Consider the following 23,075-nt stretch of genomic DNA (forward strand, 5'->3'; position numbering starts at 1 on the left):
GGAGCAAGAGCAGGGGGCAAAACAAGGTCGTAGAGCCTTACCCGATCCAAACACGAACGGTACACGGCAGCGACGCCACCATCCGGGAATGAGGGGCCGGTCACCTCTCCCGTGCTGGAGAGGTCTGCTTTCGCAGAAAGCCGGGTGAGGGACGTGCGGATTCCGGAAGAGACGCACCCTGCCGGAGCCTTGAAGGTGCGTCCGGTCCTGAACCTATTCGACCCTCACCCCAACCCTCTCCCGAACGGGAGAGGGGGCCTGTCGCGCTTGCCGACCCAGGCGGCAGACAAGTGTCGTGTACCGTGTGGCTCGCCCACGCAAGTCTGCTCAGAGCCCTTGTTTGACCGCGCTCTCTTACGCCGAACCGGTGACCACTTTTGCGAAACCTGCTTAGTCGAGAACCTCGTCGGCCCGCGCCAGGAGAGCCGGCGTGACGGCGATGCCCAGCCCCGCCGCGGCCCGCGCGTTCAGGATGAAGCTCAGCTGGCTCGGCGCCTGGACCGGGAGGTCTCCGGGATGCGCGCCCCGCAGGATGCGATCGACGTAGTCGCTCGCCTGCTGGAACCAGACGCTCTCGTCGGACCCATAGGAGGCGAGGCCACCGGCGGTCACGCAAGGCCGGTACGGGTAGACGGCCGGGATCCGATGACGCGCCGCCAGGGTCGCGATCAGGGGGCAGGTCTCGAGGGTGAAGGCGCCGGGGGAAACCAGGATCCCGACATCGCCCAGGGCGGCCAGCCTCGCAAAGGCGGGCTCCAGATCGGAGCGCTCGCGCAGCGGCACGATCACGGCCTCCAGCCCGAGGGACGGGCTGACCTGCTCGATCGATTCGGCCAGAACCGGCGCGATCGGGCTGCTCGCCGCATGCATCAGGAAGGCGACCCGTTTCAGGTCCGGGGCGATCTCCCGGAGCAGCCCCACCCATTTGCGGCCCATGGACGGCTCCGTTCCGGTCAGGCCGGTCATGGTGCCCCCGGGCTTCTGCAACGTCGCGACGAGGCCGAGGCCGACGGGGTCGGCGACCCGCGTGAACACCACCGGCGTCCGTTGCGACCGCCGGTGCAGGGCGAGCGCCACCGCGGTCGAGCGGCTGACGATGACGTCCGGCTCGGGCGTCAGGATTGCGGGCAGCAGCGGATCGATCTGCGCCGGGTCGCGGCCGACGGCGGCGAAGGTCAGCACGAGGTTCCGGCCCTCCACCCACCCGTGCTTGACGAGGGCGTTCCTGAGGAGCCGCTCGGTCTCGCCGAATTGCGGGTCGCTCTTCGGCATGGGGAAGAGGACCACCACATGGCGGAGCCGCTCCGGGACCGCCGGAACGACAGGCTGGCCCGAGATCAGGATGAAGCCCGCGACCAGCCCGATGATGTTCCGTCGCCGCATGCACCGCCCCCTTCGCCGGCGATTAGCCGCCAAGTGCCGGCGACCAGCCGCCAAGTGCCGGCGACCGGCCCCCAAGTGCCGGCGACAAGGGCGCGCGATTCGAGACCGGTCAAGCGCGATCGCACCAGACGCCGCCGCCGCGTCGGCGGCCGGGAACGATCGTCAGAGCGCCGTCGGAACCCGGCACGGCTCCGACCCAAGCGGCCTCACCGGCCCGGCAGGGTGTGGACGATCGGGAAGAACGTGTCCTTCCAGTCCTTGGGCTCGGCCTTGATGGTCTTCATCGCGTAGAAGTGCCGGGCCTGCAGCATGATGCCGTAGGGCGTGGTCGAGAAGTTGGTCCCGGGCTCCTTCATGATCGCCACCAGGGTCTCGGGCGGGGTCTTCTCTTTGGTGGCCGCCACGTAGTCCTTGGCGGCCTGGAGCGGATCCTTGGCGATCTCGGCATTGGCCTCGTCGATGGCGGCCACGATCGCGGCGGCGAGCTTCGGGTTGCGGTTGAACCAGCCGGTCCGCGCGTAGAAGATCGCGTTGCTCACCGGCTCGCCGACCAGCTCGTACGAGTTCAGCACTGTGTGGATCGCCGGGTCCTGCAATTCGCGCTGCTGGAACGGCGGCAGGGAGAAGTGGCTGTTGACCTCGTTGTGGGGGCTGCCCAGAGCCGCCACTGCGTCCGGATGGCCGAGCTGGACGGTGAGCGGGTCGAGCTTGGTCGCGTTCTCGGGGCCGAACGCCTTCTTGGCGGCGATCTGGAGCAGCACCGCCTGGGACGAGACCTTCACGGAGGGCAGGGCGATCTTGTCCTTGCCGGAAAAGTCCTTGAGGTCCTTCACATCCGGGTTGCGGGTCAGCAGCAGCATCGGCGTCGAACCGACCCCGCACAGCCCCTTCACGTCGCCGCGCGTCCGGTCGTTCAGGAGCAGCATGTTGGTGGAGCCGCTGTCGACGATGTCGATGTTGCCCGAGAGCAGCGCGTCGTTGCCGGCGGCGCCGCTCGTCAGGTTCACCCACTCCACCGCCACGTCCCCGAGGCCCGCCGCCTTGGCGTGCTTCTCGATCAGCTTGTGCTGCTCGGCGAGCACGGCCGGCAGGTAGACGAAGCCCGGCTGCCGGCTGATCCGGACCTTGGCGTCGTCGGCCCGGGCGGGGGCGAAGAGGGCCAGCCCGGCCAGCAGCAGGGCAGCCGGCCCGATCCGAAAGACCCCGCCCAGCCGCAACGAGCCCGTACGCATCATGACGCTTCTCCCTGTGGCCCGGCGTTTTCTTGGTATCGGTGCCGAGCTTGTGATTGGACACGAGTGGACAGGCTCGCGCAGCCGAGCGCAAGGCCCCACGCCCGTCTTCACCGTCCGCTCATGCTGACGCGTCATGGTTTGACGCGCTGGATGACCATCGCGGGGGCGAGGGGTGAGGATCGGCATCGGGGCGAAGCTCCACACCCTCGCGGCGGCCGCGCCGGTCGGCATCGTCACGGTCCCGGGCATCGGACACGTCAGCCGGACGACGCAGGTCGAGCACGACCGCATGGCCAAGACCCGCAACCGCGTGGACACGGCCTACGGGGTCGCGGCCTATTTCGCGGGTGAGGCGCGGGCCGGGCACCTGTCCCGGGCGCAGGCCCAGGGCGCCGACTCGACGGCCTCGGACGCGGTGCTGACCCGGGATTCGGAGGCCCTCGACCGGACGGTCCGGGCGTTCCTCACGCAGGTGAAGGCGGCCTGCGCGTTCAGCGCCGCGCGAAGCCGCGGACCGCCGCCCGGACCAGGGCGTCGATCATCGGCCGCACGTCGTCCATGCCGAGCGGGCCGAGGCTGCCGAGATCGGCCAGGTAGGTCATGCCGTGGACGCTGGACCAGAGCGCCCGCGCCATCACGGGGATCGCCGGCTCGGCGAGGCCGCCGCCGTCCCGCAGCACCCCTTCGAGGACCGCGAACAAAGCCGCGATGTCGGCCTGCACCGAATCCGGCGCCGCCACGGTCCGGCGCTCGAAGATCGCCGCCCAGGCCGCATGGTGCCCGGCCGCGAAGGCGAGATACGCGTCGGCCAGGCACAGGAGCCGCGCCTCCGTGTCCCGCGACGGGCAGGCGGCCAGCGCCGCCGCCAGGACATCCCGGAGCCGCCGCATCGTGACCGCGTTGGCCTCCAGCCGCAGCTCCTCCAGGCTGTCGAACTGCGTGTAGACCGAGCCGACCGCCGTGCCGGCCCGCTCCGCGACGCCGCGGGCGGTCAGCGCCCCCGCGCCGGCCTCGTTCAGGATCGCCACCGCGGCGTCGATCAGGGCCTGGCGATCCGCCGCACGATCGACCGAGGCCTTGCGCGGACGCCCCCGTATCTTTTTATGAACCTCGTTCATTTTATCCCTTGCGCCGGACGCCGCCGCATGGTTACCTCGTTTTGTGAACGACGTTCAATCAAATCCAGACCGGCTCCGGACCGTCGTTCCCGCGAGGTGAACCGTGACGAGGACCCTCTCTCTCCTGATGCGCGGCGTGATCGCCGACAACGCCCAGGCAATCCACGACGCCCATGCCGTGACGATCCTGCGCCAGCAGATCCGGGACGCCGCCGGCGCCCTGGCGACCGCCCGGCGGGAACTCGCCGTGGCCATGGCCTACCACGCCGCCGAGGCCCGCGCCCTCGACGCGATCGGAACCCGGATCGACACCTTGTCGGACGGGGCGCGGCGGGCGCTCGGCGACGGCCGCGCGGATCTCGGGACCGAGGCGGCGATCCACATCGCCGCCCTGGAAGACGAGCGCACCGACCGTCGGGAGGCCGCCGACCGCTTCGCCGCCGAGGTCGAGCGGCTGAAACGCCTGGTCGCACAAGGCGGAGAGCGGCTGCGGGATCTCGACCGCGGGCTCCAGACCGCCCGCACCACCGAGGCGCTGCGCCGGGCGGGGCTTGAGGGCCGCCGGGCCACGACCCTCTCGGCGGGCGCCCTCGGCGAGGCGGAGCGGACGCTGGCCCGCCTGCGCGCCCGGCACGAGGCCGAGGCGGATGTCGCCGCGGCGCTGAGCGAGCTGGAGACCGAGGCCGCAGGCGGGATCGAGGCCGACTTGAAGGCCGACTTGGAAACCGCCGGCTACGGCCGCCCCCGCACGGACCCGCGGGCGGTGCTCGACCGCCTCAGGGCGACGACCTGATCAAACCGCATCCATCCCAATCCTTCGAACAGCAAACAGGAATCCGCACCATGATCCCACAGATGCCCCATACCGGCGCCTGGAAGACCTTCACGCTGGTCAGTTTCGCCGCCGCAGCCGCCATGCTGACGATCGGGATCTTCTTCCTGCCCGCGGATATCTGGATCAAGGGCTACCTCGCCATGGCGTCGCTGTTCCTCACGGGGACGACCTTCACCCTGGCCAAGACCCTGCGCGACGAGCACGAGGCGAACCGGCTGATCAACAAGATCGAGGACGCCGCCGCCGAGCGCGTCCTGCGCGAAGCGATCCCGGGCCGGCTCTGAGGACCGGGCGGGCGCCGCTCAGCCGCCGGCGCCCAGGAACCCGTTCAGGACCGTGGAGAATTCCGGCGTGCGCAGGTAGCCGTAGGATTTGTGCCGGTTCTCGGTGCCATCCGGCCTCCGGTAGGCGTTGATCACCGGTACGTCCCGGACCCGCACGCCGGCGGCGTTCGGCGCGTAGATCTCCGCGAGGTCGTCGCCCACCGTGGCGATGTCCTGGCGGTCCATCAGGTTGGTCCAGGCGGTCAGCGCCGCCGGGACGCGCAGGGCGCCGTGCTCGTCGGCGAGCTTCAGCTTCAGCTCGGCCAGCGCCAAAGGCGAACCGAGGGTGACCAGGGCGCAGCGGGGCAGGGCGGTCCCGTCCGCCTCGGCGGCGCGCAGCACGTCGTAGGCGATCAGGCCACCCATCGAATGCGCGGCGATCAGCACGTCGTCGCCGGCGGCCTCGGCGATCACCGCGCGCAGGCGCGCCCGGGCCGCCGCCCGAAAGCCCGCATCCGTGTAGTAGCCCCAGAGGTCGTCGAGGCGGTATTCGAGGATCAGGTCGTCCACCGGGGTCAGCCCGGCGGCCTCCTGCAGGTGCGACAGGCCGCGGTAGATCCGGTCGGTGAGGGTCGGCGCGGCGCTCTCGGGATCGCCCGCCGGCGACGGGAACGGGCCGAGCCCGTAATCGGGCCGGTAGGGCTCGCGGTTGCTGTCGTCGGTGAGCGGCTGCGGGTAGCGCAGGTCCGCCCAGTAGACGAAGGTGAAGCGCAGGCGGCCCTCCGGCACGTGCATCCCGCGATTGCGGTCGAGCCCCTCGCGGATCGCGGCCTGCCACCAGCCCGCCTTCTCGTCACGCGGCGGCTTGTTGGCGAGCCCGTGGATGCCGATGATATGCGCCCGACCCAGTGTCCGCTCCCGAACCAACGCCGCGTTCGGCTCAGCACATAGGGCCTTCGCGCGCAGGGGGTACTGTGACCCCGGGCCTCCAAAGGGCTGAAGCCCTTTGGTGGGTCGTCAGGGCAAGGCCCTGACGAAGATCCGGGCGCCGCCCTGGACCCGCGAAAGGTCTCGACCTTTCGAAACCATGCCTTTGTCCGGCGCTCAGTCGAACAGGCTGGAGACGCTGGATTCCGTCGCCGTCCGCCCGATCGCCTCGCCGAGCAGCGGCGCGATCGTCGCCACCCGGATGTTGCGGGCGAGCTTCACCGCTTGCGTCGGCTGGATCGAATCGGTGATCACCAATTCCTTCATCCGCGAGGCGGCGATGCGCGAGACCGCGCCGCCTGACAGCACCCCGTGGGTGATGTAGGCCGAGACGTCCTTGGCGCCGGCATTGAGCAGCGCCTCGGCGGCGTTGACCAGGGTGCCGCCCGAATCGACGATGTCGTCGACCAGGATGCAGGACCGGCCCTCGACCTCGCCGATGATGTTCATCACCTCGGACTCGCCCGGGCGCTCCCGGCGCTTGTCCACGATGGCGAGCGAGCAGTCGATCCGCTTGGCGATGGCCCGCGCCCGGACCACGCCGCCGACGTCGGGCGAGACCACCATCCGGTCGGCGTTCGGCAGCCGCTCCTTGATGTCGCGCACCATCACGGGGGCGGCGAACAGGTTGTCGGTGGGGATGTCGAAGAAGCCCTGGATCTGGCCGGCATGGAGGTCGAGGGTCAGCACCCGGTCGGCGCCCGCCCGGGTGATCAGGTTCGCCACCAGCTTGGCCGAGATCGGGGTCCGGCCCGAAGTGCGCCGGTCCTGCCGGGCGTAGCCGAAATACGGGATCACCGCCGTGATGCGCCGCGCCGACGACCGGCGCGCGGCGTCGATCATGATCAGCAGTTCCATCAGGTGGTCGTTGGCCGGAAACGAGGTCGACTGGACGATGAACACGTCCTCGCCGCGCACGTTCTCCTGGAGCTCGACGAAGATCTCCATGTCGGCGAAGCGCCGGACCATGCACTTGGCGAGCGGCAATTCCAGATAGGCCGCGATCGCCTCGGCCAGGGGCCGGCTGGAATTCCCGGCGATGATCTTGATCGAGGATTTCATGGGCGGCCGCTCACTCGCGGCCGGTCTGCCCGCCGCGCTCCGATGGCCGGCCCTTGCAGGCCGGAACGATGCGATGACGGGCGAGGCTCTTAGCAGCGGGCCGGAAGTGTCACAATGCCTTCACGCAGTCCTTACGGATGCCGCGCACAGGCCGTGCCGCGTTCAGACGGCCGGCGGCTCCAGCAGCCGGTGCAGGTGGACCACGAAATAACGGGTCTGGGCGCTGTCCACGGTGGCCTGCGCCTTGGCCCGCCATGCGGCCTGCGCGGAGGCGTAATCCGGGAAGATGCCGACGATATCGAGATTCGCGAGATCCCGGAACCGGATGCCGTCGAGATTCTGCAACTCGCCGCCGAAGACCAAATGGAGCTTCTGGTCGCTATCGATCGCCGTCGTCATGGTCACGCCTCCGCGCTCAGCCATCCACACGCATCCGCGGCGCTCGCAAATGGCGCGGCTCCGGTCAAGCCTGAAACGCCGCATCCGAGCCCCGCCTCGGCCGCAGGCCCGCTGTTCAGGCACCCTACGGCGGCTGCAAGACCGGCGCTGCAAGACCGGCCGCGCGGCGTGCTATCAGCACGTCATGACACGCGTCTCACTCCGCATCGCCGTTCTGGCGCTCGGCCTTTCGGTCCTGCCGGCCTCCAGCCAGACGGCAAGCCGGGCGCCGGCTCGGCCCGGTCCCGACAAGGCCGTCGACCGGCGGGGCGGGCCGCCGGTGATCGGCTGTCCGTCGCTGGCCAATTACCGGATGCTGATGCACGACGGCGCGCCGGCGGCGTCCGCGCTGCTGGCCGATCCCAAGGCGGACCATCTCGGCTGTAGCGTCCTGCCGCGGGGGGACGTCACCGGCATCGCCGACCGGGTCTCGCTCGGCGGCCGGAGCTACGATTGCGCCAGCCTGCGCAACACCACGGTCTGCCACTGGGTCGAGGCGGGGGCGGTCGACCGGCCCGGACCGGCCGGGCGCTGACGGTCTTCCGCGCGAACGATCCTCAGCGCAGATGGCCGCTGGCGCGCAGGTCCCGCTCCACGGCGTCGTGGACGGCCCGGAGCGGATTGTCGTTCGTGGCGGCCGGCGGGGCGACCACCGGCATCGGTGCCGGCATCGGGTCGAAGCCCGGCATCGGGCCCGGCCCGCCCGGCGCCCGGTCGACAGGCCGACGCGTCGCCAGCGCGCGCAGCGCCTCGCGGAGGCCGGGTGGGAAAAGCGCGACGAGCGTGTCCAGCATGACCGGCCTCAGAATTCGCGGCCGGCGGCCGGCCGGATCGGGGCGGGCGGACCGGTTCTTCACGGGGGCACCAGCGCGGGATCGTGTCGGCGCAGAGACGGCCGGGAACGACCATATCGGCGGATCGGGATCGCCGGTTTTAGCGCGTGTGTCGCCTCATCACCAATAACGACTCGGTTATAGGTCCGAATGAGCGGAGCATGCCGATCGGGATCTTGGCGGAAGCGGATGGGAATCGAACCCACCGTACGCTGTTGGCGTACCGCTGGTTTTGAAGACCAGGAGGGCCACCAGACCCCGTTCGCCTCCGGGATCGGGGTTACGGGCCGCCACCAGCCGGGTCAAGGGCTCGGCCCATGCCAAGGTCCCAGCTCGCCGGGACGTGCGCAAAGGTCGCGCCCGGGCCGCGACCCTCAGATCCCCCGCTCGTCCGGCGCAAGCGACAGGCCGACCGACGCCCCCGTCCGGGCCGACATGCGGGCGGCCTCGAGGCAGGCCATCACGCGGACGGCCTCCAGCGCCGCGGTATCGTCGACCGGCGCGTTATCGACCGGCCTCTCGGCGATCGTCGCGGCCACGCCCTGGTAGAACCGGCGCTGATCCCCGGCCGAGGCCGGCACGCGGCTCACCCGTCCGGTCCCGTCATGGATCTCCAGCGCGTCCGGATCCGCGCCCCATCCGGGGGCGCCGGGGGCGAGGCCCGCCAGCAGGTGCTGCTCCTGGAGATCCGCGCCGCGCTTGATCAGGCTGCCGGCCTCGCCATGCGCCACGAAGCGGGGCGATCCGCCGGCGACCAGCATGCTGGCGTGCAGCACCACCCGCAGGTCCGGATAGTCCAGCACCACGTGGGCCCAGTCGTCCGCCTGCGCGCCGGGGCGGAGCCGCGCCAGGTTGGCGGTCACCCGCTCGGGCAGGCCGAACAGCAGGAGCGCCTGGTCGAGGAGGTGGGGCCCGAGATCGTACCAGATCCCGCTGCCGGGGCCGGCGCCCTCGCGCCAGCGGTCGCGGACCTGGGGGCGGAACCGGTCGAAATGCGATTCCCAATGCCGGATCGGGCCGATGATTCCGTCCGCGATGGCCGCCCGGACGGTGAGGAAGTCGCTGTCCCAGCGCCGGTTGTGGAACACCGCGAGCAGCCGGTTCCGGCTCCTGGCCGCTTGACGCAACCCGCGGGCCTCGGCCACGTCGAGGGTGAAGGGCTTGTCGACCACGACATGCTTGCCGGCTACGAGCGCAGCCCGCGCCAGGGGGGCGTGGGTGTCGTTGGGGGCGGCGATCACCACGAGATCGACCGCCTCCGCGGTGGCGACCGCGACGGGGTCGGCGACGACCGCCACACCGGGCAGGTCGGCCGCGACCCGGGCGGGATCGCGCGAGCCGATCAGCCGCAGGTCGAGCCCCGGGACGGCACGGATCAGGGGCGCGTGAAACGTCCGGCCGGAATAGCCGTAGCCGATCAGGCCGACCCGGATCGCAGGCGTGGCCCTCATCGCCGCGTCGTCCCTGTGCCGCGCGGACGGCGCCGGGCAGCACGCTTGGAACACCGGATCGCCATGCTCGACCTCGGCCGCTGCCGATAGGCCTTGGAGCCGTGCCCGATCGCTTTGCACACGGTACGCGACACTGGCGCCATCTTCGCCGAACGAGGCGCGGGTCCCCTCTCCCGTGCGGGAGAGGTCTGCTTTCGCAGAAAGCCGGGTGAGGGATGAGAACTTTCAAAACGAGGCGCCCCCTGTCCGCGCCTCAAGAGTATGCTCGATCCTGAACCTTCTCGACCCTCACCCCAACCCTCTCCCGCACAGGAGAGGGGGCCTGTCGCGCTTGCCAACCCTGTCGGCAAACAAGTGTCGTGTCCTGTGCGCTGTGCAATCATGCGCGGCTCTAAGCTCTTGTTGTGACGCGCACTCTTGCGCCGAACCTGTGTCCACTTCGTCGGAGGGTGCCTCCAAGCGGATTTGCGTTGGCAAGCCAACGCTTCATCTGCTGAGGTCTTTGTTATAGCGCAGATTTTTGTCGCAAAACTGGTGACCACTTTAGCGAAACCTGCTTAGGGCCTACGCTCCGAAGCGTCGTGCCGATCCGTGAACCAGGAGACGAAGCCTGCGGCGACCATGAGCATCAGTGGGGCGATGATGGCAGCAGACAGGAAACCGCCCGTCATTCCTCGATCCTCCGCAGTACGCGCCGCCCGATCAGATGTAGGCCCACGCTCAGGGACAACCGAGTCATCACCAGAACATTCAAGCCCGTGAGCGCGATCGACGCTGTCGACGTGATGGATGTCACGATCGGAGCAAAGCATCCGTCCGCGAGGGCAGCCGCGGCCGCACCATTCAACCAGGTCGCAGTCAGCTAGATGCGTTCGTTCCGGGCGGCTTTGTGCATGGCGACCTTCCGGTCAAGCTTACCGCATCGCCAACCGCCGCGCCAAGGATGCTTGTGAGGCTGAGTCAGTTCGGTGTGCCCGTCGGGGCCGCCTCGCTCCGTGCGATGGTAAACCCGTTGCGAATTCAACCTGAACGCGTAATCACCGGGGGCTATTCGTATTAATTCCGCCACACTGTTGTGGCCCTGCACCAGTCATGCCGTTCCTGCAGCGCTCACCCATAGTGGAAGGCCCCGCGCCGGACCCGCAAGGGTCAAACTCACATGGGTCGGACCCACAAGGGTCGGACCCACATGGGTCGGACTCATATGGGCCGGCCGAGGGAACCGGTCCGGACGCGGCTCTGGCCGAGTCGCTGCGGCCGGGCCCCCGCGGCCCGGGCTGGATCGGGGCGGTCGTGGTGGTCACCGCCCTGATCTCGGCGCTGGCGACCTTCCTGATCCTGGCCGGCGTGATCCGGGTGACGCCCACGCCCGCCTACGGCGTGACGCTGCTCGCCATCAACGCCGCCCTGGTGCTCGGGCTCGCCATCATCATCGCCTGGGAGGCGCGGGTCTTCCTGCACGCCCGCAAGGCCAACGCCGCGGTGGCGCGGCTGCACACCCGCATCGTCGGCCTGTTCAGCCTGATCGCGATCCTGCCGACGATCCTGCTCGCCGTGGTCGCCTCCGTGACCATCGACCGCGGCCTGTCGCTCGGCTTCACCGACCGGGTCCGGGACGTGGTGCTGAAATCCGTGGAGGTGGCCGACGCCTACCAGGAGAACCAGTGCCAGAGCCTCGCCCGGGAGATCCGCATCCTGGCCGACGACCTGACCCGGGCAAGGCCGAATTTCGACGTGAACCGGGACTGGTTCGAGAACTTCCTGACCACCCGGGCGAGCAATCTCGGCCTGCCGGTGGCCCAGATCATGCGCGGGCCGACCGAGGTGGTGGCCCGGGCCAAGATCGACGTGCTGAAGACCAACCGCCTGCCCTCGGCGGCGGCCTTCGAGGATGCGGCATCCTCCGCGGATCCGATCTGCCTGCTGCCGACCGAGGGACGGGTCTTCGCCGCGCTGATGCGCATGCCGGCCTATGACGACGCCGTGCTGATGGTGCAGCGGGAGGTGAGCCAGCTCGCCATCGATTTCCCCGGCGTGTCCCGGGCGGCGGCGGCCGAGTACCTGACCTACGATTCGCTCCGGCGCTCGATCCAGATCACCTTCGCGTCGGTGTTCCTGCTGATCGCGCTGATCGCGCTGCTCTCGGCGGTGTGGTTCGGCATGAACTTCGCCAACCGGTTCGTGGCGCCGATCCGCCGGCTGATCAACGCCGCCGATCAGGTGGCGTCGGGCAATTTCTATGCCCAGGTGCCGACCAAGAAGACCAGCGGCGACCTCGCCCATCTCGGCGAGAGCTTCAACAAGATGACCCAGGAGCTGCGCCGCCAGCATGCCGGCCTGATCGCGGCGAGCGACCTGATCGACACCCGCCGCCGGTTCACCGAGGCCGTGCTCTCAGGCGTGTCGCCCGGGGTGATCGGCCTCGACGCGGCGGGCTTCGTCACCATCGCCAACCCGGCCGCCGAGCGGATGCTCGATCTGGCGAGCGATGCCCTGGTCGGCCAGTCCCTCGCCCAGGCGGTGCCGGAACTCGCCCCGGTGCTCGCCGAGAGCGAGGCCCGCCCGCGCAGCCTGCAGCAGCAGCAGATCCAGCTCACCCGGTCGCGCGGCGAGCGCACCATCACGGTGCGGGTCACGAGCGAGCAGGCGCAAGGGTCGACCCGCGGCTGGGTGGTGACGCTCGACGACATCACCGACCTCGTCCAGGCGCAGCGCAGCTCGGCCTGGGGCGACGTGGCGCGCCGCATCGCCCACGAGATCAAGAACCCCCTGACCCCGATCCAGCTCTCGGCCGAGCGGATCCGGCGCAAATACGGCAAGGTCATCACCACCGACAAGGAGGTGTTCGACCAGTGCACCGCCACGATCGTGCGGCAGGTGGACGAGATCAAGCGCATGGTCGACGAGTTCTCGGCCTTCGCGCGGATGCCCAAGCCCGCGATCGCGCCGAACGACCTGACCGAGATCGCCAAGCAGAACCTGTTCATGATGCGCGTGGCGCACCCCGATATCGACTTCGCGTTCTCGGCCCAGGGCGGCGCGGGGAGCGCGGAAAAGATCGTGGCGGCCTTCGACATCAGGCTGCTCAGCCAAGTGATCACCAACATCCTCAAGAACGCCGTCGAGGCGGTGGCCGAGGTGCCCGAGGCCGAGCTCGGCAAGGGCAAGATCGGCTTGAGCCTCGCCGTCGAGGACGGGTTCGCGGTGATCGCCGTCACCGACAACGGCAAGGGTTTCCCCGCCGAGGGGCGCCAGCGGCTGCTGGAGCCCTACATGACGACGCGCGAGGGCGGCACCGGTCTGGGGCTTGCCATCGTGAGCAAGGTGCTTGAGGAGCACGGCGGCGGGATCGAACTGAACGACAATCCCGCCGGCCGGGGCGGCCAGGTGCGGATGCGGATCCCGCGCGAGCACGGGCCCGAGCCGTCGGCGTCCCCCGAGACCCGTCCCGTCACGACAGAGGAGAAGGGCGCCGCACCGACGGCCCCCCGGATCGCGGAGATGCACGCATGAGCGCCGATATCCTGATCGTCGACGACGAGGCCGACATCCGCGACCTCGTCGCCGGCATCCTGGACGACGAGGGCCACCGCTGCCGCACGGCCGGCGGCTCGGACGAGGCGCTGGCCGCCATCGAGGCGCGCCGGCCGCACCTCGTCTTCCTCGACATCTGGCTGCAGGGCTCCCGGCTCGACGGCCTGCAGGTGCTCGACCTGATCAAGGCCGCCAATCCCGACCTGCCGGTGGTGATGATCTCGGGCCACGGCAACATCGAGACCGCGGTCTCGGCCATCAAGGCGGGCGCCTACGACTTCATCGAGAAGCCGTTCAAGGCCGACCGGCTGATCCTGGTGGCCGAGCGGGCGCTGGAAGCCTCGCGGCTCCGGCGCGAGGTCCGCGACCTGACGGCGCGCTCCGGTACCACCAACCGCATCGTCGGCGGCTCGCTCGCGATCAACCAGCTGCGCCAGACCCTCGACCGGGTGGCGCCGACCAACGCCCGGGTGATGATCACCGGGGCGCTCGGCGCCGGCAAGGAGCTCGCCGCCCGCAGCCTGCACAAGGCCTCGGCCCGGTCGAACGGCCCGTTCGTGCTCCTGAACGCCGCCACGATCCTGCCCGAGACCATGGAGGCGGAGCTGTTCGGCGTCGAGGGCGAGAGCGGCCGCCGGGTCGGCGCCCTGGAGGAGGCCCATGGCGGCACCCTCTACCTCGACGAGGTCGCCGACATGCCGCGGGAGACCCAGAACCGGATCCTGCGCGTGCTGGTCGACCAGAACTTCCAGCGGGTCGGCGGCACCACACGGGTCCATGTCGATGTCCGGATCATCTCCTCGTCCTCCCGGGATCTCCAGGAGGAAATCGCCGCCGGCCGGTTCCGCGAGGACCTGTTCCACCGCCTCTCGGTGGTGCCGATCCGGGTGCCGGCCCTGTCGGAGCGCCGGGAGGACGTGCCCGAGCTGATCCAGTTCTTCATGGACAACATCTCGTCCCAGACCGGCCTGCCCAAGCGCCGGATCGCCGAGGACGCGATGGCGGTGCTGCAGTCGCACAACTGGCCGGGGAACGTCCGCCAGCTCAAGAACAACGTCGAGCGGCTGATGATCCTCACGCAGGCCGACCCGGAGCAGGAGGTCACATCGGAGATGCTGCCCTCCGAGATCGGGGCCCTGGTGCCGACGACGCCGGGCGGCGCGGGCGGCGAGAAGCTGATGAGCCTGGCGCTCCGGGAGGCCCGCGAGATCTTCGAGCGCGAGTACCTCGTGGCGCAGATCGCGCGGTTCTCGGGCAACATCTCCCGCACCGCCGAATTCATCGGCATGGAGCGTTCGGCCCTGCACCGCAAGTTGAAGTCCCTCGGCATCGGCCCGTGAGCCGGGGCGGGCCCCGGTCCGGCCGGTCCGGAATGCACGCGCGCCGCCGGACCGAGGGCTCGAAGCCGCCTCCCGAAACAAAATCGCCGGCTTTCGGAACGGGGCGATGGACAACCCGGACCTTGACGCCGCGCCGCAATTCCAATGCCCGGGGCCATGCTTTAGGGCAAAGGGACGCGTTGAGGACGGCGCCGATCCGTTACGGATCGCCCGGGTATAGGGGTTGCTTGCGCCCACCCTTTGACGACGTCATGTTGTATACACGGCTGCGGACGGGGTGATCGGACGATCCGGCCCGCGGCATACCCATCCCGGGCCGAGCGAGCCGGGACAACAAGAAGGCCAAGAAGATGGCGGGCGAACGCGCACAGAACCTTCAGGACACTTTTCTCAATCATGTCCGCAAGAACAAGATCCCGCTGACGATCTTCCTGGTCAACGGCGTCAAGCTCCAGGGCGTGGTGACGTGGTTTGACAACTTCTGCGTGCTGCTGCGCCGCGATGGTCATTCGCAGCTGGTGTACAAGCACGCGATCTCGACGATCATGCCGGGCCACCCGGTGCAGTTGTTCGAGCCGGACGAGACCGCCGAGAAGGCGTGATGTTGTGATGGGGTTAGGGAGGCTGGATCCGCGCGTCTCCCTCTCCCGAGCGGGCTAGCGGATTCACACTTCTCCCCCCGAGGCCGACCCCTCACAGAGTAAAGCGCTTTTCCCTCCCCCTTGCGGGGAGGGGCCAGGGGTGGGGGTGGTACAGAAGGCACCGTCACGCTCGATCCTGCGCCACCCCCACCTCCAACTCCTCCCCGCAAGGGGGAGGAGAGCGCGTCTCGGCCAACGATGTGTTAATATCGTAGCCCGCAGAGGGGGAGGGAGACGCGCGGTGGCCTTCGACTTGGATTGCTCTGCAGTCGTCGACCAGATCGAACCGCGCGTAGCCTCCGCGGAGAGCACGCGACGCGGCACCGCGTGCGCGTTGCGGATATCTGCGGCCATCCCCGTCCGCCATCTTGGCCCGGCCCGCCCGCATCCCCATTCTGACGAATCCGATCGCTCCAACGAAACCGCCGGCCGCCCGGCGGCGCTAAAGGCCGTATGACCGAAACGCTGACCTCCGGCGAAGCCCGCCTCCAGGCGCAGGCCGCCCCCGAGGGCGAGATCGCCGCGGCGACCCACACCCTGGTGATCGGCCCCTATCTGGCGCGCGGCGCCTACGGGACCGGGCCGGGGCAGGCCGTGCCCACCCGCTCCGTCGAAGCCCGCCTCGACGAGGCCACGGGGCTCGCCGCCGCGATCGAACTCGACGTGCTCGAGAGCCTCGCGATCACCTTGCCGCGGATCCGCCCCTCGACCTATCTCGGCAAGGGCCGGGTGGAGGAGATCGCCGGCCTGATCCGCGCCCGCGAGATCGGCCTCGTGGTGATGGATTGCGCCCTCTCGCCGGTGCAGCAGCGCAACCTGGAAAAGGCCTGGGGCGCCAAGGTCATCGACCGCACCGGCCTGATCCTGGAAATTTTTGGCCGGCGCGCCTCGACGCGGGAGGGAACCCTTCAAGTCGAGCACGCCCACCTCGCCTACCAGAAGTCACGGCTCGTGCGCTCGTGGACCCACCTGGAGCGGCAGCGCGGCGGCTTCGGCTTCCTGGGCGGCCCCGGCGAGACCCAGATCGAGGCCGACCGGCGCATGATCCAGGAGCGCATGACCCGGATCGAGCGCGACCTCGACGCGGTGGTCCGCACCCGCGGCCTGCACCGCCAGAGCCGGGCGCGGGTGCCGTACCCGATCGTGGCGCTGGTCGGCTACACCAATGCCGGCAAGTCGAGCCTGTTCAACACGCTGACCCAGGCCGAGGTCACCGCCAAGGACATGCTGTTCGCCACCCTCGATCCCACCGCCCGGGCGACCAAGCTGCCCCACGGCGAGACCGTGATCCTGTCCGACACGGTCGGCTTCATCTCCGACCTGCCGACCGCGCTGATCGCGGCCTTCCGGGCGACCCTGGAGGACGCGATCGAGGCCGACGTGCTGCTCCACGTGCGCGACGTCTCCCACGTCGATTCCGAGGCCCAGGCCGAGGATGTCGGCGACGTGCTGCGCGAACTCGGCATCGAGACCAGCGCCGACCGGATCATCGAGGTCTGGAACAAGGCCGATCTGCTCGACGACGACGAGCGCACCCGGCTCCTGAACCTCAGCGGCCAGGCCAGGACCCGCAACGACCGCGACAGCGCGGCGCCGGTCCTGGTCTCGGCGCTGACCGGGGAGGGGCTCGCGGCCCTCACCAGCCGGATCGAGGCGCGGATCGGGCGCAACCGCGCGAGCTTCGCGGTGGCGCTGCCGCCGGAGGACGGGGCGGCGTTGAACTGGCTCTACGAGAACGCCGAGATTCTGGACCGCCGGTCGGAGGCCGACGGCACCCTGCATCTGGCGGTGCGGATCGCCCCCGAGAAGGAGCCGCGCTTCCTCAACCGGTTCACGGCGGCGCGGCGCCTCGGCCGGGGCGGCTGATGGCCTCAGGCCGCGCCGGCAACCCGCCGCTCCCCGGCCTGCGGACGGCGCGGACCCCCGTCGCGCACCGCCCGGTGCCGCCGGATCAGGACGAGGACGCGGTGCTGCGGGCCATGCAGGCCGGTGGCGGCCTGCGCCTGCTCGGCCTGCGCATCGTGATCGTGCTGGTGCTGCTGATGGCGGCCCAGGCCTATGACGGCTCGCTGCACGCCCTGAGCCACTGGTTCATCCTCGCCCTCTACGGCCTGGGCACGGTCTGGTTCGGGCTGCGCGAGCGGGGCGGCGGGCCGGCGGCGTCGGCCTATAGCTGGGCCGGCACCGGGCTCAACGCGGGGCTCGCCGTCTACGTGCTGATCGAGCACATGCTGGCCGGCGGCGGGGCGGGCCTCGGCGCCGACGCGGTGAGCCGCCTCCCGGCCTTCCTGCTCCTGCTCCAGACCGGCCTGAGCATGCGGGTGGCCCAGACCGTGGTGTTCTGCGGCGTCGTCATCGCCTGCTGGAGCGCGACGTTCCTGATCGGGCTGCTGCATCCGGACCTGTTCCCGAACGAAGAAACCTTCCCGACCGCGCAGCTCACGGGGCTGGCCACCTTCGCGGCGGCGGGCCTGCTGGTGGTGGACGGGGTGGTCCGCCTGCGCGCCGCGGTGGCGCGGGCCCTGCGCATGGAGCACGAGCGGACCCTGCTGGCGCGCTTCGTGCCCGACGCGGTCGCCCTCGATCTCTCGGCCGAGGGCGGCGATTCGGCGCTGGGCGTCCACCGGCGCCACGCCTGCCTGATGATCCTCGACATCCGCGGCTTCTCCCGGCTCTCGGGCGAGCACCCGCCCGAGACCATGGTGCTGGCGCTGCTCGCCGTGCGGGCGGCCGCGCAGGCGGCGGTGGCCGAGGCGGGGGGCCTCGTGGACAAGTATATCGGCGACGCGGTGCTGGTGCAGTTCGTGATCGGCTCGCCCGACGCGCAGGCGCGGGCGGCGCTGGCCTGCGCCTTGTCGCTCCGCCGCCGGATCGCGGCCCTCAACGCGGCGCGGGCCGCGGAGGGGCTGTTCACGCTCCGGGTCGTGGTCGCGCTGCACGCGGGCGACCTGCTGGTCGGGGTGTTCGACGACGGGGTCCGGGCCGAATACACGGTGCTGGGCCCGGCCATGAACGCCCTGTCGCGGATCGAGGCCCAGGCCAAGGCGGCCGAGCTCGAACTCGCCGCCTCGGGGGATTTTGTGGATCTTTTACGTGGGGCGCTGCCGGAGGGAATCCGGGCGGTTCCGGTGCCGGGGGCCGTGCTGCCCGAGCCGCTCACCCTGTTCGCCGTGGCGGGGGAGCCGGATCCCGATCCGGCCCTTCCGCGCATGCGGATTCCCGCATCGGGTCCGTCCGCACCGGCTCAGGGCTGAGCGCGGGGCCCCGCTCGCGTGGGGGCCTGCAGATCCACATGTCGTCCGCCGACGATGGCCGCGTGTGCATCCCCTCGCCCCGCTTGCGGGGAGAGGGCTTCCTGCCCCCTCGTCGGGGCAGGATGCGAGGCGGCAGCCGAAGGTGAGGGGGCGGTTGAGGACGAGACTCCTCCGGAATCGCCCCCTCACCGCCGCTCAGGCTTCGCCTGCGCTTCCCGCATGGACGACGAGGTCCATGCGGGCCTCTCCCCGCACGCGGGGAGAGGGAGAAGGCCACGCTCTGCCGCCCGCGTCGCTATCCGCTGGCGCTGTGCGGCTCCCCTAGCCCGCCTCCGGCGCCATGGCCTGAGCCGCCCCACGCCATGACGCCCGGTGCCGGAACCCGAAAGGATTTGAATCCGTTCGGTCGTCGCGGCGCAGCGTCGCGGAGAACGGAAAGTCTATGAACAAGCTCATCCTCGGCGCGACGCTCGCGCTCGGCCTCGTCCTCGGCGCCGCCAGCCCGACCCTGGCCGCCCCCGGCGACGGCCTCGACCGCAACGCCGCCGCCACGGGCAACACCAATATGGGCGGTATGCACCGCAACGCCCGGATGCAGTCGCGGATGATGCGCCACCGCATGATGCACCGGCACCACCACCGTCATCACATGATGCGCCGTCATATGCGCTGAGCATCGCATCCGCCGGTTCGAGCAGTCTCAGAGCCCGTTCGAACCGGGGATCCTGGGCTTCCAAAGGGCCATGCCCTTTGGCGGGTTTTAGGGCAGAGCCCTGAGATCTTGGGCCCTGAGACGGTCTCCAGGGCTCTGTCCCGGACCCGCGAAAGGTCTCGACCTTTCGAAACCAGAACTGGCACCATCCGCACGACACAGGGCGCTCCCGTCAATGCGGGTGCCCGCGCCCGCAGCTTCTGTTACGCCCCCGGTCTCTAGCCCCCACCCGTGCAGGGGCCGCACCGCGAGGATGGGATGCTGGGAGCGGGACGGTTGGGGCGGTTCGCCCTGGGATGCCTCGTGGCGCTCGCCACAATCGCACCCGCGTAGGTCCAGACCAAGCCGGTCCCACCCCTGGTCTTCACCGGCATCCCCGATCAGGACGAGAGCCGCCTCGTCGCGCGCCTCGACACGGTCGCCACCACCCTCGAAGCCAAGCTCGGCGTGCCGGTGCGCTAGCTCGCGGTAAAGAGCTACCCGGCGGCGGTCACCGCCTTCACCAACGGGCAGGTGCAGCGCGCGTGGTTCGGCGGCTTCACCGGGGTCCAGGCCCGCAAAGCCGTGCCGGGCGCCCAGGCGATCGCGCAGGGCGCCGAGGACGCGGCGTTCAAGACCACCGCATCGCCAACGCCGCCACCGGGCTGAAGCCGGGCCAGGATTTCCCGAAGGCCATCGCGGGAAAAACCTGCACGTTCGGCGCCCGCGCCTCGACCTCCGGGCGGCTGATGCCGGAAGACTTCATCCGGCAGGCTTTTCCGGGGACGAGCCCCGAGCAGGTTTTGGCCCGGGTCGGCGTCACGGGCGATCACAGCCGCACCCTCCAGCTCGTCCAGTCCGGCGCCTTCGCGGTCGGCGCCGTCGACGATTCGGTCTGGGACCGCGACACCAAGGCCGGCAAGGTCGACCGACAAACCGTCTCGGTGATCGGGGCGAGCCCGACCGTCCCCGGTGAACAATGGACCGTCCGGGGCGACAGGGATCAGACCTCCGGTGCGGGCTTCACCGAGCGCTTGCGGGCGGCGCTCGCCGGCATCACCGATCCGGCGATCCAGGAGCCGTTCGGGCGCTCGACATTCATCCCCGTGACCAATGCCGCCGACGCGCCCCTGGTCGAGGTCGGCCGGTCCACCGGCCGGGGCGCTGGCCCATACCGACCGGATCGTGGTTCCGGAGGCGGGCCGGATCGTCCGCGATGCGCCGGCAAAGGATCGGGATCCGGCGCGGCTCAAGCCCTTCCACGCGGGGGCCTGATCCGGGTCTGCGCGGCCTGCTTCGCGATCGCGTCGGCCGGGTGCTTCGCGATCGCGTCAGGGTCCGGCGCCGCGCTCGCGCACCTGTTCGGCCTGCAGGGCGTTGAGATAGCCGGTCAGCCGCCCGCTCACCGCCGGATCGGCGCATTGCACCCAGAGCGGCGCCGGCAGGGCCCGGACGGGCAGGCGCAGCAGGAACGCCTCGGCCGACAGGGCCGCCTCCCGCTCGGAGCCGGCCGCCAGCAGGCGCGCCCCCGCCTTCGTGCCGATCAGGATCGCGATCGTGGCCATGATGACGATCCAGGGTTGATGAGACATACCAAGACGACAACGACGCGGATGCGCGAAGCGTTGCGCCGGCGTCGTCAGCGCGTCGCATGCCGGGTCCGGCGGATCGCGATCAGGACTCGCCGGGTTTTCCGGGCGCCGGCTCGCGCGTGGTGCCGCAGATGGCCGCGTCGCGAGGTGCGCGCCAGGCCGTGCTGCGTCTTGTTCCAGTGCTCCGGGGCGCGGACCAACTCGACCAGCGCCAGCCAAGCCCCCACGCTCACCAGCAGGAAGTAGACCGGCATCCCCAGGGCGTACGGGACGAGATTGCCCCAGCCGCGGCGGATGCAGCCCAGCAGGGCGGGGAGGATGAGGGCTCCGAGCCCCGTCCCGAACAGGGTGATGGCGAGCCCCGTGTCGAGATTGTCCAGGAAGCGGGGGGCGGCCGGGATCTCGCGGACGAGAAAGGCCCAGATCGCCGCCGCGAGACAGGCCGGGTAGACCAGGGCCGAAACCACGGTGCCGGGGACCAGGGCTGCCGCGCAGAGCGTCTCCAGCGGGCCGAGGCGGCGCGCATTGGAGAACGGGCTGCGCCCGTGGGCGAGACTCGTCTGGACGAGGCCCTTGAGCCAGCGGATGCGCTGGCCGAGCCACGGCCTGAACCGGTTGGGCGCCTCCTCGGCGGTGGCGCTCGGCAGGTCGCCGACCGTGTAGCCCGCGAGCGCCAGCCGCATCCCGAGATCGGCGTCCTCGGTGACATTGTGGGCATTCCAGCCGCCCAGGGCCCGGAGGACCCGGACGCGCAGGTGCATCGAGGTGCCGCCAAGCGGGACCGGCAGCCGGCACCGGGCGAGCGCCGGGTTCAGAACGTCGAACAGGCCGGCATATTCCACGGCATAGGCGCGGGTGAGCCAGCAATCGTCGGCATTGTCGATCACGAGCCGCGCCTGAAGGCAGGCGGTGCGCACGGACAGGCGTGCGAACAGCGCGGCGGACAGGCGCAATTGCCCGGGATCAGGATCGTCCTCCGCGTCGTAGACCGTGAGCAGGTCCCCCCGGGCCAGTGGCAGGCCGACATTGAGCGCCCGCGGCTTGGTGCGCGGGCCGCCCGGCGGCACCACGATCACCTCGAACCGGGCGGGCAGGGGGATCCGCGCGAGCATCGCCCGCATCCCCAGATCGTCGGCCTCGATCAGCAGCTTGATGTCGAGCTTGGCCGGGGGATAATCGCGGTATTATGCAGCAACCTCACCCAAAAGCGTTGAGGTAGGCTACGTCAACTTTTCTTACCAGCTGGAATAACTTCCGTAGTTGGCACTTCAGAATCCCCAGCTTCATCTGAACCCGCCGACAAAAACGATACCTTGCGACCACCGGTGATAAGCTGGCCCACAATACCCAACGAGCCAACACCAAATGCGATATATGAAAGTTTTTCGGCACCTAAATAATACATGACTCCAGAAAATATTATTAAGAAGAAAAACGCAGCTAAACCATAACGGCGCCCCTGCCGCACCGACGAAAAATCCTCTGTCGCTATTGTTCTGATTAAGCCAAGCTCCTCTTGCTTAATATCAAGCTCCCGCCTCTCGATTTCATTGTTGTGCAATATTGTGTCGGAAGCAGTTTTGACGATTAGCGCAGTGGATCCGGGGGCAAGCTGCTCAATTTGCCGCAGAATGTCAGGATGAGGATAGGCACTCGCGTACCGTTCGACTACTGCGCTCGCGCGCGTCACGACCTCTTGACGCGCTTGCGCAGGGAGCGTGGTCCCGCTTAGTGCGCGCTCCACTTCCCCACGGATCTCTTTGGTCGCAGTCACGTGCGTCCTTTCGTGATCCTTATTCCGGGCCATTCTGAGCGCGCCTCATAACCTTTGGGCGGCGTACTTGACGCAATTTGCCCTCTTGGTCGAGTCGGCGCACAATTTCAGTGGTGATTAGCAGATGGTTATTTGTTGCGATCTTGTTCATGGCTTCCGTCAGGGCTTGCGCAATAATCGATGCATCCTCTTGAGTGTTAAATGCATAGCTGCGCGAGCCCTCAAGCGTTTTTAAATTTATCTTATTATTTCGAACCTCAACCATATTATTTAGAACTTCTGGCTGAGCACCCATCATGCTAGGACCGGATAGGCCTTGCAGTACGCCGCTCCAAAACGACTTGCGCTTCACGGCAGACACCTTAATACCAGTGCCGAAGCCGATTTTGTGACCGCCAGTCACAAATGTAGATACGGACACGGCTTCCTCCTCAGGATCATGCTACAGCCCAGCTTGCCAAGGTCTTACCGGCCGGAACAAGGCATGGTGTGTGGCATTCTGTCCCACGCGCACACAGGCCTGTCGTGTCGAGCGCCGACTCAGCTAGCTTCATAGCTGTGAACGATCATCGGTATATGGTGATTCTAGGGGTTGACACCATAGAAGGAGCGATTCTCGCTGGGAATCCCTTGAGCCCAAGTTT

The 23,075-nt window shown here is 69.4% G+C and carries 23 protein-coding genes, 1 tRNA gene and 1 pseudogene; 12 read left to right on the forward strand and 13 right to left on the reverse strand.

The window, feature by feature from the left end:
- Positions 1-390: 390 nt before the first annotated feature.
- The 3 genes from MKK63_RS01845 to MKK63_RS01855 form a co-directional block, all read right to left on the reverse strand.
- Positions 391-1,383, reverse strand: a complete 993-nt coding sequence (locus MKK63_RS01845) for an ABC transporter substrate-binding protein (RefSeq protein ID WP_243998170.1) — start codon at positions 1,381-1,383, stop codon at positions 391-393.
- Between the two features lie 206 nt (positions 1,384-1,589).
- Entirely contained in the window at positions 1,590-2,618 is a 1,029-nt protein-coding gene (locus MKK63_RS01850) for an ABC transporter substrate-binding protein (protein WP_243998171.1), read from the reverse strand.
- Between the two features lie 491 nt (positions 2,619-3,109).
- Complete coding sequence (locus MKK63_RS01855) at positions 3,110-3,736, reverse strand: TetR/AcrR family transcriptional regulator (protein ID WP_243998173.1); 627 nt, start codon at positions 3,734-3,736, stop codon at positions 3,110-3,112.
- 103 nt (positions 3,737-3,839) lie between these two features.
- On the opposite strand from MKK63_RS01855, the gene MKK63_RS01860 reads away from it, so the two are divergent.
- Together MKK63_RS01860 and MKK63_RS01865 are read left to right on the forward strand one after the other, a co-directional pair.
- Entirely contained in the window at positions 3,840-4,529 is a 690-nt protein-coding gene (locus MKK63_RS01860) for a PspA/IM30 family protein (RefSeq protein ID WP_243998175.1), read from the forward strand.
- A gap of 50 nt (positions 4,530-4,579) precedes the next feature.
- Positions 4,580-4,855: a YiaA/YiaB family inner membrane protein gene (locus MKK63_RS01865; protein ID WP_243998177.1), complete on the forward strand. Its 276-nt coding sequence runs from the start codon at positions 4,580-4,582 to the stop codon at positions 4,853-4,855.
- 18 nt (positions 4,856-4,873) lie between these two features.
- On the opposite strand, the gene MKK63_RS01870 is transcribed toward MKK63_RS01865, so the two are convergent.
- From MKK63_RS01870 to MKK63_RS01880, 3 genes are all read right to left on the reverse strand, one after another.
- Entirely contained in the window at positions 4,874-5,761 is an 888-nt protein-coding gene (locus MKK63_RS01870; protein ID WP_243998179.1) for a hypothetical protein, read from the reverse strand.
- Between the two features lie 177 nt (positions 5,762-5,938).
- The gene (locus tag MKK63_RS01875; protein WP_243927331.1) at positions 5,939-6,883 is read right to left on the reverse strand and encodes a ribose-phosphate pyrophosphokinase; all 945 of its coding nucleotides are present in this window, start codon (positions 6,881-6,883) and stop codon (positions 5,939-5,941) included.
- 162 nt (positions 6,884-7,045) lie between these two features.
- The gene (locus MKK63_RS01880) at positions 7,046-7,282 is read right to left on the reverse strand and encodes a DUF4170 domain-containing protein (protein ID WP_243998263.1); all 237 of its coding nucleotides are present in this window, start codon (positions 7,280-7,282) and stop codon (positions 7,046-7,048) included.
- A 184-nt stretch (positions 7,283-7,466) separates the two neighbouring features.
- On the opposite strand from MKK63_RS01880, the gene MKK63_RS01885 reads away from it, so the two are divergent.
- Positions 7,467-7,856 carry a hypothetical protein gene (locus tag MKK63_RS01885; protein WP_243998181.1) on the forward strand — a complete coding sequence of 130 codons (390 nt, stop codon included), beginning with the start codon at positions 7,467-7,469 and terminating at the stop codon, positions 7,854-7,856.
- A 22-nt stretch (positions 7,857-7,878) separates the two neighbouring features.
- Here the strand turns inward: MKK63_RS01885 and MKK63_RS01890 are convergent, their stop codons facing one another.
- From MKK63_RS01890 to MKK63_RS01900, 3 genes are all read right to left on the reverse strand, one after another.
- Entirely contained in the window at positions 7,879-8,115 is a 237-nt protein-coding gene (locus tag MKK63_RS01890) for a hypothetical protein (protein ID WP_243998183.1), read from the reverse strand.
- A gap of 216 nt (positions 8,116-8,331) precedes the next feature.
- Positions 8,332-8,424, reverse strand: a tRNA-Sec gene (locus MKK63_RS01895).
- Positions 8,425-8,528: 104 nt separating this feature from the next.
- A complete protein-coding gene (locus tag MKK63_RS01900) occupies positions 8,529-9,605 on the reverse strand; it encodes an oxidoreductase (RefSeq protein WP_243998185.1) in 1,077 nt (358 codons plus the stop codon).
- Between the two features lie 1,092 nt (positions 9,606-10,697).
- Between MKK63_RS01900 and MKK63_RS01905 the strand changes: the two genes are divergently transcribed.
- From MKK63_RS01905 to MKK63_RS31895, 9 genes and pseudogenes are all read left to right on the forward strand, one after another.
- Positions 10,698-13,118, forward strand: a complete 2,421-nt coding sequence (locus tag MKK63_RS01905; RefSeq protein ID WP_243998187.1) for a sensor histidine kinase NtrY-like — start codon at positions 10,698-10,700, stop codon at positions 13,116-13,118.
- Positions 13,115-14,479, forward strand: coding sequence for a sigma-54-dependent transcriptional regulator (locus MKK63_RS01910; RefSeq protein WP_243998189.1), 1,365 nt, complete (start codon positions 13,115-13,117; stop codon positions 14,477-14,479). Before MKK63_RS01905 ends, MKK63_RS01910 begins: the two co-directional genes overlap by 4 nt.
- Before the next feature lie 350 nt (positions 14,480-14,829).
- The gene (hfq, locus tag MKK63_RS01915; protein WP_007563033.1) at positions 14,830-15,081 is read left to right on the forward strand and encodes an RNA chaperone Hfq; all 252 of its coding nucleotides are present in this window, start codon (positions 14,830-14,832) and stop codon (positions 15,079-15,081) included.
- 492 nt (positions 15,082-15,573) lie between these two features.
- Entirely contained in the window at positions 15,574-16,986 is a 1,413-nt protein-coding gene (gene hflX, locus MKK63_RS01920) for a GTPase HflX (protein ID WP_243998191.1), read from the forward strand.
- Positions 16,986-18,374, forward strand: coding sequence for an adenylate/guanylate cyclase domain-containing protein (locus tag MKK63_RS01925; RefSeq protein WP_243998193.1), 1,389 nt, complete (start codon positions 16,986-16,988; stop codon positions 18,372-18,374). The genes hflX and MKK63_RS01925 overlap by 1 nt, the downstream gene beginning before the upstream one ends.
- 442 nt (positions 18,375-18,816) lie before the next feature.
- Positions 18,817-19,047: a hypothetical protein gene (locus tag MKK63_RS01930; protein ID WP_243998195.1), complete on the forward strand. Its 231-nt coding sequence runs from the start codon at positions 18,817-18,819 to the stop codon at positions 19,045-19,047.
- Positions 19,048-19,599: 552 nt separating this feature from the next.
- Positions 19,600-19,734: a hypothetical protein gene (locus MKK63_RS31885; RefSeq protein WP_313901737.1), complete on the forward strand. Its 135-nt coding sequence runs from the start codon at positions 19,600-19,602 to the stop codon at positions 19,732-19,734.
- Between the two features lie 26 nt (positions 19,735-19,760).
- A pseudogene (locus MKK63_RS31890) lies at positions 19,761-20,123 on the forward strand (PhnD/SsuA/transferrin family substrate-binding protein); the annotation flags it as partial.
- A gap of 55 nt (positions 20,124-20,178) precedes the next feature.
- On the forward strand, positions 20,179-20,340 hold the full coding sequence (locus MKK63_RS31895; RefSeq protein ID WP_313901738.1) for a hypothetical protein: 162 nt from the start codon (positions 20,179-20,181) through the stop codon (positions 20,338-20,340).
- A 56-nt stretch (positions 20,341-20,396) separates the two neighbouring features.
- On the opposite strand, the gene MKK63_RS01940 is transcribed toward MKK63_RS31895, so the two are convergent.
- The 4 genes from MKK63_RS01940 to MKK63_RS01955 all read right to left on the reverse strand — a co-directional run bounded on the left by MKK63_RS01940 (position 20,397) and on the right by MKK63_RS01955 (position 22,852).
- On the reverse strand, positions 20,397-20,630 hold the full coding sequence (locus MKK63_RS01940) for a hypothetical protein (RefSeq protein WP_243998197.1): 234 nt from the start codon (positions 20,628-20,630) through the stop codon (positions 20,397-20,399).
- A gap of 74 nt (positions 20,631-20,704) precedes the next feature.
- Positions 20,705-21,811: a glycosyltransferase family 2 protein gene (locus MKK63_RS01945; RefSeq protein ID WP_409564466.1), complete on the reverse strand. Its 1,107-nt coding sequence runs from the start codon at positions 21,809-21,811 to the stop codon at positions 20,705-20,707.
- A 71-nt stretch (positions 21,812-21,882) separates the two neighbouring features.
- Positions 21,883-22,431, reverse strand: a complete 549-nt coding sequence (locus tag MKK63_RS01950; protein ID WP_243998200.1) for a hypothetical protein — start codon at positions 22,429-22,431, stop codon at positions 21,883-21,885.
- Between the two features lie 19 nt (positions 22,432-22,450).
- Positions 22,451-22,852 carry a hypothetical protein gene (locus MKK63_RS01955; RefSeq protein ID WP_243998202.1) on the reverse strand — a complete coding sequence of 134 codons (402 nt, stop codon included), beginning with the start codon at positions 22,850-22,852 and terminating at the stop codon, positions 22,451-22,453.
- Positions 22,853-23,075 lie beyond the last annotated feature (223 nt).

The sequence above is a fragment of the Methylobacterium sp. J-088 genome (assembly GCF_022829295.1).
Classification (GTDB): domain Bacteria; phylum Pseudomonadota; class Alphaproteobacteria; order Rhizobiales; family Beijerinckiaceae; genus Methylobacterium.